This window comes from Sphingopyxis sp. L1A2A (assembly GCF_005502465.1).
GTDB lineage: Bacteria > Pseudomonadota > Alphaproteobacteria > Sphingomonadales > Sphingomonadaceae > Sphingopyxis.
Genome location: NZ_SCOT01000008.1, coordinates 1 through 16,120, shown reverse-complemented (window position 1 = coordinate 16,120; position 16,120 = coordinate 1). Strand labels below are relative to the sequence as shown.

The window sequence follows — 16,120 nt, the reverse complement described above, 5'->3', positions numbered from 1 at the left end:
GCGGTTTTGGGCCACACCCGCTGCTCCATCGGTATCCCGATCAGTTGACCGTCGCGCGGAAGACGAGCGTGCGCGTGGCGCCCGCCGCGATCGTGGCGATGGTCCCCGACACGTTCGGTGCGGCATAGCTGCCACCCGCCGCGCCATCGGCGTTGCAGGTTACCCCGGTCACCGTGCCGTTCAGCAGGATCGTGCCGGCATTGAACGTCAACTCGCCCGGAACCGGATCGTTGATCACCACCGACGTTGCATCGGCGCTGCCGCTATTGGCGACCGAGATGCAATATTCGACCACCGCACCCGGGATCAGCTTCGGATTCGTCGTATTGTTGAACGGATCCGAGATGACGCGGCTGGTCTTGGAGACCGCCAGCGTCGCCGTCTGCACGGTATAGTCGTCGTTGTCGCTGTGCGACGCATCGCGCGCCGCATCGCCGGTGACACCCGCGATATCGGCAAAGACAGTGTCCTTGCCCGCCGTGTTTGCACCCGTGGTTTCGGTGATCGCCGCACCCTGGCTGGCTGCTGTGCCGCCTTCGCGCGCGGTGGCACGCAACGTGACACCGGCGACCGCGTTGTTGGCGAGCCCGGTCGGGATATCGGCGACGACAAACAGCCGGATCGCGGTATCGACGACAAGTTCGTCGACAAAACCGGTGAGTAGGGTGTCACCCGCATCCCAGCTGCCGACCGTACCGGTCACCGTATTATCGCGGTAAATCCGCACGTTGGTGGCATCGAAGGTGTCGGTCCCGCCGTGCGAAGCGGTGCCGCCGGCGATCTGCGACGCGACCAGCGCGAAGTCGAGCACTTCGTTCGAGCTGTTGGTCAGCTGGAACGTCGTGACGGCGTTCGCCTGGCCCGGCACGACATTGGTCGTCACATTGCCGACTTCTTCGACGAGCAGGTTGATCTTGCGGTCGACGGTGAAATTGTTCGACGCCGACTGCTGTCCCTGTGCAACGCCACCGACCTGATAGTCGACGGTGGCGGTATTCGTGATCGTGGTACCCGCGGTCGTTCCGGCAGCAAGTGCCGGCGTGGCGGCGAGACTTGTGATCGCCGCCAGACCGATGATGCCCACGGTGTTCAGCTTGCTGGTCATAGCTGAGCTCCTTGGCTTTGGTCGATTGCCGTTTCCCCACCGCTGGCAATCATTAAGCGGCTGTATTTATTATGTTATTTTACTACTCCTCGAAACATCAGCTTGCCGCTGCCGCCGACCGGGATCGGCTTTTGAAAGGCCCAGCGGATGTGGGTCACATCGTCCGGCTGCGCCGCGCGGCGGGTGCCGTCGTTCAGCGCTACCGTCAGTTGATCCAATTGCCCCCAGCCGCGGCCGCCATCGATCGAGACGAGCGGCCTTGTGTCGCCGGCATCGGCAAAGCGCACCGCCGCGGGCAGGGGGTTGGTGATGACGAACTTGTCGGCGGGCTGCGCCCCGGCGTTGCGATAATTGAGCACGAAGACGAGCCGGTCGCCGGGAACGACGACCTTGGGTTCTTCGAGCAATATCCGCTGCTTGCCCTGAGCGTCGGTGGTCACGCGCTCGACGAACACGTCATTGGCGAGCGCGACCTGGTTGGCGGCGAGCGCCTGACCCGGCGACAGCGCCGCGAGAAACAGGAAAAGGACGGTGCGCATGGGCATCTCCATCAATCGATCGTGGTTCGGAAGGTGACGGTGCGGGTCTGGCCGCCGGCAACCGTGCCGAGCGCGACGTTGATCCGCGTGCCGTTGTAATCGCCCGCGTCGGCATCGACCGCGTCGGACTGCGCGACGCCGCCCAGCGTGATCGAACCCGTGACATAGCTGGTGTCCGCCGGGATATTATCGGTGATCGCGAGACCGCTGACCGAGCCGCTGCCGGCGACGGTGGCAACGATCGTGTAAGTGATCGTCGCGCCCGGAATGGGATCGGCGGTGCCGAGTGGATTGGTCACCACCGCCGATTTAACGAGGGTGACGGTGGCCGCCGAGACGATGAACGCACCGGCGTCGGCGCCATCGGCACCGGTCGAGCCGACGACGGCATCGCCGCCGCCTTCGCCCTGGCCGGCAAAGCTGGTTCCCGGCGCGCCGGTGCCGGTTACTGCGGCCGCGACGAGGCTGACGATGCCGCGATTGCCATCGACGACGCCGCCCGGCGTCGTCGCGACGACAAACACGGTGACGCTTTCGTCGGGATCGAGCTGCGGATCGTTGGCGCCCGGGGTATAGAGCGTGTCGGTGCCGGGGTCGAACACGCCGTCGCCATTGTCGATATAGATTTGGGTGACGACGGGGTCATAATTGTCGCCGCCCGCGTTGGCGATCGTGCTCAGCACGAAATTTTCGACGCCATTGCCGGTGTTGGTCACCGAAAAGGTCAGCACCTGTCCGGTCGCGCCCGGCGTGGTCGGCACATCGGCGGGATTGCTCGAATCGACGGTGACATCGAGCAGTTCGTCGACGAGCAGATCAACCCGGTTCGAATTGATCGTGGTCGAGCCGCCGCCGGTATCAAAAGTGGCGCTTGCGGTGTTGCTGATGGTCGTCCCGGCCCGCGTCAGCGGCGGGGTGGCGACCTGCGCCTGAACCTGCGTCGGCAGCGTGAACGCCGCCAGCAGGGCGAGAAGTGAACAAGAGGGTAGAAGCTGATGCTTCGCGCCCCCCACAGGCGCTTTCATCATCACTTTGACTCCGAACAGGTTGGTCCTTGGAGCCCTCAATCGATGAAAAAGGGTAATTTCTGGTTAAAAAGCAGTACGAAAGAGCGGTTTTGACCCAGACGGGGACAGAACAGGCCCACGGTTCGCCGCAAACGGGGCGACTGGCGCAAGATGCAAAGCCCGCGTAAGACGAGGGGGTTAACGTGAGGAGAGATGGGGTGGCGGACGATCGGGGGAGCAGAGACGCACGCCCGCGTTCCAATCCGCTGCATCAGATCGAGATCGACGATTTTCGCCGCGATCGGCTGCTCGCGGCGCTGACATTGATCTTTGGCGCCAGCTTTTGCCTGGGGTTGCCCTTTGCTTTGCAGGCGGGTGCCGAATTCTTTCTGCCGCTGACCGCCGCGATCGTGATTGCGATCGCGCTGGTGCCACTGCTCGAATGGCTGGAGCGGCGCGGCGTGCCGTCGGGGCTGGCATCGTTTCTGGCGCTGACGATGTTCGTGATGCTGATCAACGCCGCGCTGGCGATCATCGTCGTGCCGGCGACCGACTGGTTCGCGCGGCTTCCCGATTCGATTCCGCGGATCCAGAGCAATCTGGCGCCGCTGATCGATTTTTACTCGACGCTGCAAGCCTTTGTCGACCGGACGCTGATGTCGGTCGCCAGTGGCAGCGAGGCGACGGCGCAGGCGGTGGCGGCGACCGCGCCGACGTCGGTCGTCGATTATTTCATCACCTCGGCGCCGGCCGCTGCGATCCAGCTGTTCTTTGCGGTGCTGGTCATCTTTTTCTTCCTCGCCGGCTGGACGCGCCTGCGCAAAGGCACGATCCGGCGCCGCGGCAGCTTTGACGGGGCGATGCAGACGGCGCGGGTGATCCAGAATGTCGTCGATGCGACCGCCGACTATCTGGCGACGATCACGATGATCAACGCGATCCTGGGGCTGACCGTCAGCCTGCTCCTGTGGGCGCTGGGGATGCCGTCACCCTTCATGTGGGGCGGGATCGTCAGCATCTGCAATTTCGTGCCCTATCTGGGGCCGATCGTCGCCGCGGCGTTGCTGGGGCTGGGTGGGTTGATGACCTTTGACGCGGTCGGGCTCGCGCTGTTGCCCGCGGTGATCTTTATCGGCGTCCATCTGGTCGAGGCGAATCTGATCACCCCGCTGGTGCTCGGCAAGCGGCTGACGATCAATCCGCTGCTCATATTGGTCTCGCTGAGCTTCTGGGGATGGATATGGGGAACGCCGGGGGCGTTGCTGGCGGTGCCGTTGCTGCTGATCCTGCAGACGGTGCTGGCATCGACCGGAACCCCCGATCTGGCCGGTTTCCTGTTCGAGCATGGTACGCTCACTACCACCGACGAGGTACGCGACCGATTAAATCGCACCCACGAAGAAAGCGACGGTTGACAGGCCGAAGCGCGCCGCATATTGGCGCTGCTCCCAAGCACACGCGGGTGTAGCTCAGTTGGTTAGAGTGCCGGCCTGTCACGCCGGAGGTCGCGGGTTCGAGCCCCGTCACTCGCGCCATTCCTTCCATTTTCGGACGGAATGGCCACCGCAGCTTGGGATTATCCAATATCGGAAATTGGGGACTTGGCGCCGCTCGTTAGCGGCGCCAAGTCCCCAATTCCATCCAGCGCAACAGCGGCTTCAGCGGCAGGATCCACACGATCCCCGCGATCAGGTAAAACACCGCCTGCACCAGCACCGGCCACGCGCCGACCCACGGCGACAGGCTGACGATGATCGCGGTCCAGCCGGCGATGAGCAGCAGGATCAGCAACATGCCCGCCGGCTTGCGCCAGCTCGGCTGGGGATTGCCCTGGGCAGGGTCTTGGCGGTCTGCGCTCACAAACGATCTCCACACAGAATGAATTCTTGTTCGGTCAGGATGGCGTCGAGCGCCATGTCGGTCGATTCGCGCGGGGTGGCGTCGATTTCCTGCACCGACCAGCCGACCCCGATCCGCAGGACCGTGGGATGGGCGGCGAAATAACGGTCATAATGGCCGCCGCCCTGGCCGATCCGGCCGCCTTGGCGGTCGAATCCGACGAGCGGGCAAAAGATGAGGTTGGGGCTCGCTATCGGTGCATCATCCGCGGGCTGCTGCGTGCTCCATGGTCCCCTTGCCAGCGGCTCGCCGGTACGCCAGCCCCGAAAGCCCATCGTGTCGATGCGCGCGGTGTGGTGGGGCAGAGCGAGCGCACCTGCGGCAGCGACGTCGGCGAACATGGGCAATATGTCGGGTTCGTCGCCCCACGCGGCATAAGCGCCGATAACGGCATGCTCGGCCAAAAGCTCGGTGAGCGGCGCGGGCAGCGCGCGAAACGCCGCCAGCTGCGCCATCGGGTCGAGATTGGCGGCGAAATGCTTGCGACGAAAGCGCAGCTTCTCGCGCAAATGCTGCTTTTGCTGGACCAGATCGGCGGACAAGGGAGTCATCGCCTCCTGTGAGGGTTTAGACCCGGGCGCTGGGGTCGGTTGGCGGGACCGCCGAGGTCGTTTGCTGGAAAGTCCTCTGACGCCAGTAACGTCAGGTGGGAACCATGTACGTCGGACCAGGGTCCGGGCAGGGACAGCTCCCTAGGATGATGTATCGCCTCAGGGATTTTCGCAAAAGCTCGTGCCGGGCAGTACCCGCCGCCTCTTATGTAGGGGCGCGGGGGCGCGCGCTCAAGGGATTTGCTCGACTTTCGTCGCCAGCGCCTCGATCCGGTCGGCGATCTGGAGCAGTGCGCGGTCATTGGCCGGCGTCGCGGGCGACGGTGCGGTGGGGGCCAATCGCGCCGCCTCAAGCTCCTTCAGCGCCGCCTGTTCGCGCGCCACCGCGGCGCGCAGTTCGTCGCGCGTCGCGGCCTCGCGGCTTTCGGCGAGCGCCACGGCGGCGCGCAGCGAATCGGACTGCGGTTCTGCCTTGTCGACCTTGCCCCTGGCTTCCTGGACATCGTCGGCGAGCATCAATGCCGCGAACAGCAGCTGGCGAACCTCGGTCCCCCCATTGATTTCGCGCGCTTTTTCATCGACGACGGCGGCGAGCTGGAGCAGCTGCGCCTCTTCGCCGTCGGCGCAGTGGACGTCATAGGGCCGTCCGGCGATCATCAGTTTCACATCAGCCACGATCCGCCTCCGCAATCAGTCGGTCGAGTTCGCCGATCACCGCCGCGACCTCGGCCTTCAGCGCCGATTGGTCGGCTGCGGGGGCGGCAATCGCGGATGGAGGCCGATTTGGCTGGGCGGCCAGCGCCTTTTCGATGCGGCTGAGCGCGCGTTCGATACGGCCGATGGCCAGGCTGGATTCGTCGAGGTCGAGTTCCATGCGCGATGGTTAGCAGTGCGGGAGAGGGGGTGCAATTGCCCTGTCGGTCCAAAATGCGCCGATTTTCCCTTCGCAGCGGTTGACTCCTGACCCCGCCGCCGCAAAGGGCTGTGCGCATCCAGTCGGGACGTAGCGTCCGGCGCCTGCCCAGCCATTTCCGGGGGACCAATGACACTGCCCGAACGTCAGCTCGCCAATGCTATCCGCGCGCTTGCGATGGATGCCGTCCAGGCCGCAAACAGCGGCCATCCGGGGATGCCGATGGGCATGGCCGACGTCGCGACGGTGCTCTATTCGGATTATCTGAAGTTCGATCCGACCGACCCGAAATGGGCCGATCGTGACCGATTCGTGCTGTCGGCGGGGCATGGTTCGATGCTTGCCTATGCGACGCTCCACCTTGCGGGCTATGCGCGGCCGACGCTCGACGACATCCGCAATTTCCGCCAGCTGCACAGCCCGTGCGCGGGCCATCCCGAGAATTTCGAGCTGGAAGGCGTCGAAACGACGACCGGGCCGCTGGGGCAGGGGCTGGCGACCGCGGTCGGCATGGCGATTGCCGAGCGGCATCTGAACGCGCTCTATGGCGACGATCTGGTCGATCACCGTACCTGGGTGATCGCGGGCGACGGCTGCCTGATGGAAGGCATCAACCACGAAGCCATTGGTCTGGCGGGGCATTTGCAGCTCGGCCGCATGACCGTGCTGTGGGACGATAACAAGATCACCATCGACGGGTCGACCGACCTGTCGACGAGCGAGGACATTGCGGCGCGCTATGCGGCGACCGGCTGGCATGTCGAAAGCTGCGACGGGCATGATCCCGCCGACATTCGCCGCGCGCTCGACGCCGCGCTCGCCGATCCGCGCCCGTCGCTGATCGCGTGCCGGACCATCATCGGGTTCGGGGCACCGAACAAGCAGGGGACGTCGGCGACGCATGGCGCCCCGCTCGGTGCCGACGAGATCGCGGCGGCGCGCACGGAGCTTGGCTGGACGGCTGAGCCGTTCGTCATTCCGGCCGATGTGGCCGATGCATGGGCCGGTTTCGGCGCCCGCGGCGCCGCGCTTCATGCCGAATGGAATGATCGGCTTGCAAACAACGGCAAGAAAAAGGAATTTTCGGATCGCTTAAGCGGTAAGGTCGTTCCAGGCAATGCGTTCAAGGCCTATCTCGACGGCCTCGTCGCCGAGCCGCCAAAGGTCGCGACGCGCAAGGCGTCGGAAAACACGCTCGGCGCGCTGACCGCTGATATTGCGGCGCTCGTTGGTGGCAGCGCCGATCTGACCGGTTCAAACAACACCAAAACATCATCGACCAAGCCACTGACCAAAGACGATTATTCTGGTCGCTATATCTATTATGGCATCCGCGAATTCGGCATGGCGGCGGCGATGAACGGCATGGCGTTGCACGGCGGCGTTGTCCCCTATGGCGGCACCTTTCTGGTGTTCGCCGATTATTGCCGCGCCGCGATCCGTCTGTCAGCGTTGCAGCAGCAACGCGTCGTCTATGTGATGACCCACGACAGCATCGGGCTAGGCGAGGATGGTCCGACGCACCAGCCGATCGAGCATCTGCAATCGCTGCGCGCGATGCCGAACCTGCTCGTTCTTCGCCCCGCCGATGCGGTCGAAACCGCTGAATGCTGGGCGCTGGCGCTGGCGCAGGAAAGCCGGCCGTCGCTGCTCGCGCTGACTCGCCAGAACCTCCCGCCGCTGCGTCATGACGTCACGGAAAATCTCTGTCTGAAAGGCGGTTATCGCCTTCGCGCTGCCTCGGCGGCACGCAAGGTGGTGTTGGTCGCCACCGGGTCCGAAGTGTCTTTGGCGATCGACATCGCGGACAAGCTGGAGGCCGCGGGCCACGGTGCCGACGTCGTGTCGATGGTGTCGACCGAGCTGTTCGATGAACAGAGCGCAGCCTATCAGGCCGATATCCTGCCGGGCGATGTCCTGACGGTATCGATCGAGGCCGGCACGACCTTTGGCTGGGAACGCTATACCGGCCGCGACGGTCTGCGCTTCGGCATCGACAGCTTTGGCGCCTCCGCGCCGATCGAAGACCTATTCAAGCATTTCGGCCTGACGGTCGATGCTATCACCCCCCAGATCCTGGCACGGCTCGGCGCATAAGGACCGACGGCCTCTACGCAGAAAGGTTATTTCGACATGGCAGTGAAAGTCGCAATCAACGGTTTTGGACGCATTGGCCGCAATGTGGCGCGCGCCATATTGGAGCGGACCGACCACGACCTCGAGCTGGTGTCGATCAACGACCTGGGCGATGCCAAGGCGAATGCGCGTCTTTTCCGCAATGACTCGGTTCACGGCGCCTTCAACGGCAGCGTCGAGGTCGATGGCAATGACCTGATCGTTAACGACAAGCGCATTCAGGTGACCGCCGAACGTGACCCCGCCGCGTTGCCGCATGCCGCCAACGGCATCGATATCGTGATGGAATGCACCGGCTTTTTCACCAACAAGGCCGGCGGCCAGAAGCATCTTGATGCCGGCGCCAAGCGCGTGCTGATCTCGGCCCCGGCCAAGGAAGTCGACCTGACTGTCGTGTTCGGCGTCAACGACGACAAGATTACTGCCGATCACCTGATCATCTCGAACGCATCGTGCACCACCAACTGCCTCGCGCCTTTCGCCAAGGTGCTGCATGAAGCGATCGGTATCGAGCGCGGCCTGATGACCACAATCCACGCTTACACCAACGACCAGAAGATCCTCGACCAGATCCACGACGATCCGCGGCGCGCGCGCGCCGCTGCGATGTCGATGATCCCGACCTCGACCGGTGCGGCGGTTGCCGTCGGCCTGGTTCTGCCCGAACTCAAGGGCAAGCTCGACGGGTCGTCCATCCGCGTTCCGACCCCCAATGTGTCGGTCGTCGATCTGACCTTCACGCCGCTGCGCGAAACCACTAGGGAAGAAGTCAACGCGGTCCTGAAGGCGGCGGCCGAAGGTCCGCTGAAGGGTGTCCTTGCCTATACCGACGAGCCGCTGGTCTCGATCGACTTCAATCACGATGCCGCCAGCTCGACCATCGACAGCCTGGAAACCGCGGTGATCGACGGCAAGCTGGTGCGCGTGCTCAGCTGGTACGACAATGAATGGGGCTTTTCGAACCGCATGATCGACACCGCGGGCGTGATTGCCAAATTCCTCTGAACCCAAGGAAACCGCCGATGACCGCGTTCAAGACCCTCGACGACATTGGTGACGTCACTGGCAAGCGCGTGCTCGTGCGCGTCGATCTGAACGTCCCGATGAACGATGGCGCGGTCGGCGACCGGACGCGGATCGAGGCGGCGATGCCGACGATCCGCGAGCTGGCAGACAAAGGTGCGATCGTCCTGCTGCTGGCGCATTTCGGGCGCCCCAAGGGCGCGAAGAACCCGACCCAATCGCTCAGCCTGGTGATGGGCGGGGTCGAGGATGTGCTTGGCCATTCGGTGATGTTCATCCCTGAATGTATCGGTGAAGGCGCGAAAGCGGGCATCGCGGTGCTTGCCGCGGGCGATGTTGCGGTGTTGGAAAACACGCGCTTCTATCCGGGCGAGGAAACCAACGATCCGGCCTTTGCCGACGCGCTCGCTGAAATCGGTGACCTTTACGTCAACGACGCCTTTTCGGCGGCGCACCGCGCGCATGGTTCGACCGAGGGTATCGCGCGGCGGCTGCCTGCCTATGCTGGACGCGCGATGGAGGCCGAACTCAAGGCGCTCGACGCGGCGCTCGGTAATCCGGCGCATCCGGTGGCCGCGGTCGTCGGCGGCGCCAAGGTGTCGAGCAAGATCGACGTGCTGCGCCATCTGGTGAGCAAGGTCGATCATCTGATCATCGGCGGCGGCATGGCGAACACCTTCCTCGCGGCACGCGGCGTCGATGTCGGCAAGTCGCTGTGCGAGCATGAGCTGGTCGACACCGCCAACGCGATCTTTGATGCCACCGACGCCGCGGGCTGCACGATCCACCTGCCCTATGACGTCGTGGTGGCAAAGCAGTTCGCGCCCAATCCGCCGACGCGCACCGTCAATGTCCACGAGGTCGCCGCCGACGAGATGATCCTCGATGTCGGCCCGGCGGCGACCGAAGCCTTGGCAGATGTGCTCAAGAATTGCCGCACTTTGGTGTGGAACGGCCCGCTCGGCGCGTTCGAGACGCCGCCGTTCGATACCGCGACCGTCGCCTTGGCCAAAACCGCCGCGGCGCTGACCCGCGAAGGATCGCTGATCTCGGTCGCCGGGGGCGGCGATACCGTCGCCGCGCTCAATCACGCCGGGGTGGCCAAGGACTTCACCTTCGTTTCGACCGCCGGCGGTGCCTTCCTCGAATGGATGGAAGGCAAGCCGCTGCCCGGGGTGGACGCGCTTAAAGCCTGAGTTTTTCCAGCGCATTTGCATCCCGCCCGCGGGGTCGCTATGCGCGCCGCCACATACGTATGCAAACCATCGGAGATCCTATGACGACCGCCAACGCCGCCATGCTGGAGCAGATCAAATCGGGGCAGGGCTTTATCGCCGCGCTCGACCAGAGCGGCGGTTCGACGCCCAAGGCGCTCAAGGGCTATGGCATCGAAGCCGATGCCTTTTCCAATGACGAAGAGATGTTCGGCCTGATCCACGCGATGCGCAGCCGCATCGTCACCGCGCCGTGTTTCAACGGCGAGAAGGTGATCGGCGCGATCCTGTTCGAGCGGACGATGGACGGTGACGCGGATGGCAAGCCGGTCCCGGCGCTGCTCTGGGAACGCGGCGTGGTGCCGTTCCTGAAGGTCGACAAGGGGCTTGAGGACGAAGTTGACGGTGTTCAGTTGATGAAGCCGAACCCCGACCTCGATGCCCTGTGCCAGCGCGCGGTCGCCAAGGGCGTGTTCGGCACCAAGATGCGCAGCGTCGTCAACCTCGCTAACCCGGCGGGGGTCAAGGCGATCGTCGAACAGCAGTTCGCCGAAGCCAAGCGCATCGCGGCGCATGGGCTGGTGCCGATCATCGAACCCGAAGTGAACATCAAGAGCGCCGAGCGCGACGCCGCCGACCGCTTGCTGCTGAACGAAACGCTGGCGGCGCTGAACGCATGGGACGGCGCGCCGGTGATGTTGAAGCTGTCGCTGCCGACCGAGGCGGGGCTGTTCCAGCCGCTGGTCGATCACCCGAAAGTGCTGCGCGTCGTCGCGCTGTCGGGCGGCTTTGCGCGGCCCGAGGCGTGCGCCGAGCTGGCGAAGAACCCGGGCATCATCGCGAGCTTCAGCCGCGCGTTGCTTGAAGACCTCCGCCACCAGATGAGCGACGACGAGTTCGACAAATCGCTCGGGGGCGCGATTCACGAGATTCACGCGGCCTCAGTAGCCTGATGTGATGGGAGAGCGGTGGCAAGCCGTCGACAATTATATCGCCGCCAAACTGCTTGGCGACGATGACGCGCTTGCCGCCACCCTCGCGAACAATGCCGACCAAGGCCTGCCGCCGATCGACGTGTCGGCGGCGCAGGGCAAGATGCTGTTCCTGCTGGCGCAGATCGCGGGGGCGAAACGCATCCTCGAGATCGGAACGCTCGGGGGCTATTCGACGATCTGGCTGGCGCGTGCGTTGCCTGATGATGGCGAAATGGTGACGATGGAGCTCGAAGCGCATCACGCCGACGTTGCGCGGGCGAACCTAGAGCGCGCCGGGGTGGCCGGGCAGGTCGATATTCGCATTGGACTGGCGACCGACAGCCTTGCCGCGATGACCGACGAACCGCCGTTCGACTTCGTTTTCATCGACGCCGATAAACAGAATAACGCGCACTATGTGCACGAGGCGATCCGGCTCGGGCGCCCCGGGACGACGATCGTGGTCGACAATGTCGTCCGCGAAGGCGGGGTGCTGGAGATCGCCAGCGACGATGAGAAGATCATCGGCACCCGCGCGCTGTTCGACATGCTCGCGGCCGAACCGCGGCTCGACGCGACCGCGGTGCAAACGGTCGGCGCGAAGAAATGGGACGGATTTGTGCTGGCGCGGGTCAAATGATGACCGTAGCCCAGAGCCTGTCGAAGGGCGCTTTTCAGTGAGGCGCCCTTCGACAGGCTCAGGGCTACAGTATTTGAATCAGATGCCGCCGTCGAAGCGGAAGCTGAACCGGTAATCTTCCGGCTTCAACACAACATTGGTCATCTTGTCCGGCCGCACCGATTCCAGCGTGATGCTGCCATCGGCGAGCGGGGTCGATTCGCCCAATGTCACCTCGAACGGCTGCTTGTCGCCGTTGCCGCGAATCCATAGCATCTGCACGCGCACCCGGCCCGCCCACACGCAGCGGGCGTTCATGGGGCAGCGGCTGTCCTCCAGCACCGCGACCGGCTGGATGATCGGCCCATCGGCATAGGCCCGTTGGCCAAGCGTGACATTGCTGGCGTCGGGCAGCGGCGTCTGGCCGCGCGTTGTGGTACACGCCGACAAAGCGAGGGCGGCGAACAGGATGGGGGCGGCGAGGCGAGGGCTGTTCTGCATTTGCGGGTTGATGAAGGCGTCGCTATGAACCCGCCATGACCCGCACCCCCTGCCAGCTTTACCTGATCTCGCCGCTCGACGTTGACGGCGATTTTCCCGACCGATTGACCGCGGCGCTCGACGCCGGCCCGGTCGCGGCGTTCCAGTTTCGCGTCAAGGGGGTGGAGCAGCATGAGGCGGTCCGGCTTGCCGAACCCTTGCAGGCGATCTGCGCCGCGCGCGATGTGGCGTTCATCGTCAACGACGATGTCGCGCTGGCGAAGCGGCTGGACGCCGACGGCGTGCATCTCGGGCAGGGCGATGGCGATCCGCGCGAAGCCCGCCGCGAGCTTGGCGCCAATGCCCAGATCGGCGTCACCTGTCACGCCAGCCGTCATATGGCGATGGAAGCGGGCGAGGCGGGGGCCGACTATGTGGCGTTCGGCGCTTTTTATCCCACGACGACCAAGATGGTCGAACATCAGGCCGAACCCGAAATTCTGGAATGGTGGCAGGGCATGTTCGAACTGCCCTGCGTCGCGATTGGCGGGATCACGACCGACAATGCGCGCGTCTTGGTTGACGCGGGGGCCGATTTTCTGGCGGTTTCGGGCGCGGTGTGGGCGCATGCGGACGGCCCGGCAGCGGCCGTCCAGGCATTCAGCGCGCTGTTGAAAGATCAGCCGGCGGGATAGTCACGCCCTGGCGTTTTCGGCGACTCACCCGCCACGCCGGGCCGGGCGTCATCCCGGCGCCACCCGAACAAGCCGGCGCACGGGGCAGCGCGCGGTACGGGGCGCTCGCTGCCCCGGCGAGGCCGAGGTGTCGGTTTGGAAAGATCCACCTGCATCATGCCGCCGATATGGCAGCGGCGGCGGCGCGCATATTGGATCGATGCGTCAAATCGGCCTCGGTTCGTCGTGTTTTGCCTGGCCCAAATTTTGACTTGCCACGGCGGCGGTGTGTCGCAACACAGCGGACGGGGAGAAGTTTATGACCGAAATCACCACCGCGGCCGCGCGCGGCCGCGAACTGACGCTTCGCGCGATCCTGCTCGGCGGCATCCTGACGCTGATGTTCACCGCCGCGAACGTCTATCTGGGGCTGAAGGTCGGGCTGACCTTTGCCACCTCGATCCCCGCCGCAGTGATTTCGATGGCGCTGCTGCGCTATATGGCCGGGTCGACGATCCTCGAGAATAACATCGTCCAGACCATCGCGAGCGCCGCGGGCACATTGGCGGCGATCATCTTCGTGCTGCCGGGGCTGGTGATGGTCGGGTACTGGCAGGGCTTCCCGATGCTGGAGACCACCGCGATCACCATGCTCGGCGGGATATTGGGCGTGCTCTTTTCGGTGCCGCTGCGCCGCGCGCTTGTTGTCGATTCGGACCTGCCTTATCCCGAAGGCCGCGCCGCCGCCGAAGTGTTGCAGGTCGGCGCGGCGAGCGCCGAGGGCGCCGAGGAAAACAAGGCGGGCTTGTCGGCGCTGCTGTGGAATTCGATCATTGCAGCGGCCTTTACGCTGCTGACCCAGATGAAGCTGGTGGGCGCCGAAGTTGCGCGCTGGTTCAGCGTCGGCACCGGCGCGACCGGCATTGCGGGCGGCCTGGGTTTTGCCCTGTTCGGGGTCGGCCATCTGGTCGGCCTGTCGGTCGGCATGGCGCAGCTTGTCGGCCTGATCACCGGCTGGTGGGTGTTGCTGCCGATCCTGACGCAAGGTGGTGTCGGCGATGCCGAGACGCTGGCCAACACCGTGTTCCGCGCCGATGTGCGCTTTTTTGGCGCCGGGGTGATCGCGGTCGCGGCAATCTGGACCCTGGTCAAGATTGCAGGACCCGTCCTTGGCGGCATCCGTTCGGCGATGGCGGCCAGCCGCGCACGGCAAGGCGGCGCCACGATGGCGGTCGAAGAACAGGATATGTCGATCAACTGGGTGTTCGGCGGCTCGCTGGCGCTGATGGCACCGATCGGCTGGCTGCTCTGGTCAGTGCTCGCGGGCGGACCGCTCGCGGGATCGTCGATGATCCTTGTCGCGGGCGCGATCCTGTTCATCATCGTCGTCGGGCTGATGATCGCGTCGGTGACCGGCTATATGGCCGGCCTGATCGGCGCGTCGAACTCGCCGGTGTCTGGGATCGGCATCCTCGCGATCATCGCCTCGTCGCTTTTGCTGCTCGGCCTGCTCGGCCGCGGCGGGGGTGAGGCCGAAATCGACGCGATGGTCGCCTATGCGCTGATCGTCACCGGGCTGGTGTTCGGTATCGCGACAATTTCCAACGACAATTTGCAGGATTTGAAGACCGGCCAGCTGGTTGGCGCGACACCGTGGAAACAGCAGGTTGCGCTGATCATCGGGGTCATCTTCGGTTCGCTGATCGTGCCGCCGGTGCTCAACGTGCTGAACGAAACGGTCGGATTTGTCGGCGTCCCGGGCGCGGGCCCCGAAGCACTCGCGGCGCCGCAGGCGGGGCTGATCTCGTCGCTGGCGCAGGGTGTCCTCGGCGGCGACCTCAACTGGACAATGCTCGGCTATGGTGCGCTGGCCGGGGTCGGTTTCATCATCGTCGATGCGCTGCTCGGGCGCGCGGGCAAGCTGCGCTTGCCGCCGCTGGCGATTGGCATCGGTATCTACCTGCCGATGGCGGTGATCCTGCCGGTGGTGATCGGCGCCGTCGGCGGCTGGTTTTACGACCGCTGGGCGGCGAAACGCCCGAACGCCGGTTTTGCCCACCGCATGGGCGTGCTGACGGCAACCGGGATGATCGTCGGCGAAAGCCTGTTCGGGGTGCTGTACGCCGGGATTGTCGCGGGCAGCGGCAGCGATGCGCCGCTGGCGGTGGTGGGTGAGGGCTATGCGCCGTTTGCGCCGTGGGTCGGGCTTGTCCTGTTCGTTGGGCTCGTCTGGCTCAGCTATCGGCGGACGCGGCAGATGGTCGTCGCAACACCCTGACTTGCCCTTGGCCGCGTCTAAGGCTAAGGGCGCGCACCTGATACCGATGCCCTGCGGGGCGCCGGTTTGCTCTTTCCATCCTTGAACTGTGAGTGTGCGCGATGAAAATCACCGGCGTTGAAATCCGTCCCGGCAATATTATCGAATTTGAAAAGGGGATCTGGAAGGTCACCAAGATTCAGCACACTCAGCCGGGCAAGGGCGGCGCCTATATGCAGGTCGAAGCCAAGAATCTGATCGACGGCCGCAAGCTGAACAACCGGTTCCGCAGTGCCGACACGGTCGAGAAAATCCGCCTCGACACCAAGGATTTTCAGTTCCTTTATGCCGAGGGCGATGACCTGGTGTTCATGGACAAGGATAGTTTCGAGCAGATCAATATCTCGAAAGAGGTCGTCGGCGACGCGCATGAGTTCCTGCAGGACGGCATGGATGTCGTGCTCGAGCTTTGGGAAGAGCGCCCGATCTCGGTCGAACTGCCCGAAACGATCGAAGCGATGATCGTCGAGGCCGACGCGGTGGTGAAGGGCCAGACGGCGTCATCGTCGTACAAGCCCGCGATCCTCGACAATGGCGTGCGCGTGATGGTGCCGCCGCACATCACCAGCGGCACCAAGATCGTCGTCCATGTGTACGACCGCGAATATGTCCGCCGCGCCGACTGAGTAATTCCCCTTCCGCTTGCGGGAGGGGTTAGGGGAGTCTTTT

General features: G+C 64.5%; 17 protein-coding genes and 1 tRNA gene. 10 read left to right on the top strand and 8 right to left on the bottom strand.

From position 1 onward, the window contains the following. Window positions 1-40: 40 nt before the first annotated feature. The 3 genes from FFS68_RS07150 to FFS68_RS07140 form a co-directional block, all read right to left on the bottom strand. The gene (locus FFS68_RS07150; RefSeq protein ID WP_137752502.1) at window positions 41-1,105 is read right to left on the bottom strand and encodes a DUF11 domain-containing protein; all 1,065 of its coding nucleotides are present in this window, start codon (window positions 1,103-1,105) and stop codon (window positions 41-43) included. Window positions 1,106-1,179: 74 nt separating this feature from the next. Next, entirely contained in the window at window positions 1,180-1,644 is a 465-nt protein-coding gene (locus FFS68_RS07145) for a DUF11 domain-containing protein (protein ID WP_137752501.1), read from the bottom strand. A gap of 11 nt (window positions 1,645-1,655) precedes the next feature. Further along, window positions 1,656-2,672, bottom strand: a complete 1,017-nt coding sequence (locus FFS68_RS07140) for a DUF11 domain-containing protein (RefSeq protein WP_137752500.1) — start codon at window positions 2,670-2,672, stop codon at window positions 1,656-1,658. A 197-nt stretch (window positions 2,673-2,869) separates the two neighbouring features. Between FFS68_RS07140 and FFS68_RS07135 the strand changes: the two genes are divergently transcribed. Next, complete coding sequence (locus FFS68_RS07135) at window positions 2,870-4,066, top strand: AI-2E family transporter (protein WP_171003774.1); 1,197 nt, start codon at window positions 2,870-2,872, stop codon at window positions 4,064-4,066. Between the two features lie 43 nt (window positions 4,067-4,109). Next, a tRNA-Asp gene (locus tag FFS68_RS07130) sits at window positions 4,110-4,186 on the top strand. Between the two features lie 79 nt (window positions 4,187-4,265). Here FFS68_RS07130 and FFS68_RS07125 read toward each other — a convergent pair. From FFS68_RS07125 to FFS68_RS07110, 4 genes are all read right to left on the bottom strand, one after another. After that, window positions 4,266-4,511, bottom strand: coding sequence for a DUF2842 domain-containing protein (locus tag FFS68_RS07125; protein ID WP_283214593.1), 246 nt, complete (start codon window positions 4,509-4,511; stop codon window positions 4,266-4,268). Next, complete coding sequence (locus FFS68_RS07120) at window positions 4,508-5,101, bottom strand: 5-formyltetrahydrofolate cyclo-ligase (RefSeq protein ID WP_137752499.1); 594 nt, start codon at window positions 5,099-5,101, stop codon at window positions 4,508-4,510. The genes FFS68_RS07125 and FFS68_RS07120 overlap by 4 nt, the downstream gene beginning before the upstream one ends. A 231-nt stretch (window positions 5,102-5,332) precedes the next feature. Then, on the bottom strand, window positions 5,333-5,776 hold the full coding sequence (locus FFS68_RS07115; protein ID WP_137752498.1) for a cell division protein ZapA: 444 nt from the start codon (window positions 5,774-5,776) through the stop codon (window positions 5,333-5,335). Further along, window positions 5,769-5,975 carry a hypothetical protein gene (locus tag FFS68_RS07110; protein ID WP_137752497.1) on the bottom strand — a complete coding sequence of 69 codons (207 nt, stop codon included), beginning with the start codon at window positions 5,973-5,975 and terminating at the stop codon, window positions 5,769-5,771. Before FFS68_RS07110 ends, FFS68_RS07115 begins: the two co-directional genes overlap by 8 nt. A 168-nt stretch (window positions 5,976-6,143) precedes the next feature. Here FFS68_RS07110 and tkt point away from each other — a divergent pair, with 168 nt between their 5' ends. From tkt to FFS68_RS07085, 5 genes are all read left to right on the top strand, one after another. After that, complete coding sequence (tkt, locus tag FFS68_RS07105) at window positions 6,144-8,111, top strand: transketolase (protein WP_137752496.1); 1,968 nt, start codon at window positions 6,144-6,146, stop codon at window positions 8,109-8,111. A 36-nt stretch (window positions 8,112-8,147) separates the two neighbouring features. Then, the gene (gene gap / locus FFS68_RS07100) at window positions 8,148-9,155 is read left to right on the top strand and encodes a type I glyceraldehyde-3-phosphate dehydrogenase (protein ID WP_137752495.1); all 1,008 of its coding nucleotides are present in this window, start codon (window positions 8,148-8,150) and stop codon (window positions 9,153-9,155) included. A gap of 17 nt (window positions 9,156-9,172) precedes the next feature. Further along, on the top strand, window positions 9,173-10,369 hold the full coding sequence (locus FFS68_RS07095; RefSeq protein ID WP_137752494.1) for a phosphoglycerate kinase: 1,197 nt from the start codon (window positions 9,173-9,175) through the stop codon (window positions 10,367-10,369). Window positions 10,370-10,470: 101 nt separating this feature from the next. Then, window positions 10,471-11,340: a fructose bisphosphate aldolase gene (locus FFS68_RS07090; protein WP_171003778.1), complete on the top strand. Its 870-nt coding sequence runs from the start codon at window positions 10,471-10,473 to the stop codon at window positions 11,338-11,340. A 4-nt stretch (window positions 11,341-11,344) separates the two neighbouring features. Further along, on the top strand, window positions 11,345-12,001 hold the full coding sequence (locus tag FFS68_RS07085) for an O-methyltransferase (protein ID WP_137752604.1): 657 nt from the start codon (window positions 11,345-11,347) through the stop codon (window positions 11,999-12,001). Window positions 12,002-12,079: 78 nt separating this feature from the next. Here FFS68_RS07085 and FFS68_RS07080 read toward each other — a convergent pair whose 3' ends face one another. Next, window positions 12,080-12,481: a hypothetical protein gene (locus FFS68_RS07080; protein WP_249340058.1), complete on the bottom strand. Its 402-nt coding sequence runs from the start codon at window positions 12,479-12,481 to the stop codon at window positions 12,080-12,082. A gap of 35 nt (window positions 12,482-12,516) precedes the next feature. On the opposite strand from FFS68_RS07080, the gene thiE reads away from it, so the two are divergent. The 3 genes from thiE to efp all read left to right on the top strand — a co-directional run bounded on the left by thiE (window position 12,517) and on the right by efp (window position 16,077). Next, complete coding sequence (gene thiE, locus FFS68_RS07075) at window positions 12,517-13,155, top strand: thiamine phosphate synthase (RefSeq protein WP_137752492.1); 639 nt, start codon at window positions 12,517-12,519, stop codon at window positions 13,153-13,155. 298 nt (window positions 13,156-13,453) lie between these two features. Then, on the top strand, window positions 13,454-15,412 hold the full coding sequence (locus FFS68_RS07070; RefSeq protein ID WP_137752491.1) for an oligopeptide transporter, OPT family: 1,959 nt from the start codon (window positions 13,454-13,456) through the stop codon (window positions 15,410-15,412). 101 nt (window positions 15,413-15,513) lie between these two features. Continuing rightward, a complete protein-coding gene (efp, locus tag FFS68_RS07065) occupies window positions 15,514-16,077 on the top strand; it encodes an elongation factor P (protein ID WP_137752490.1) in 564 nt (187 codons plus the stop codon). The last annotated feature ends 43 nt before the right edge of the window (window positions 16,078-16,120 follow it).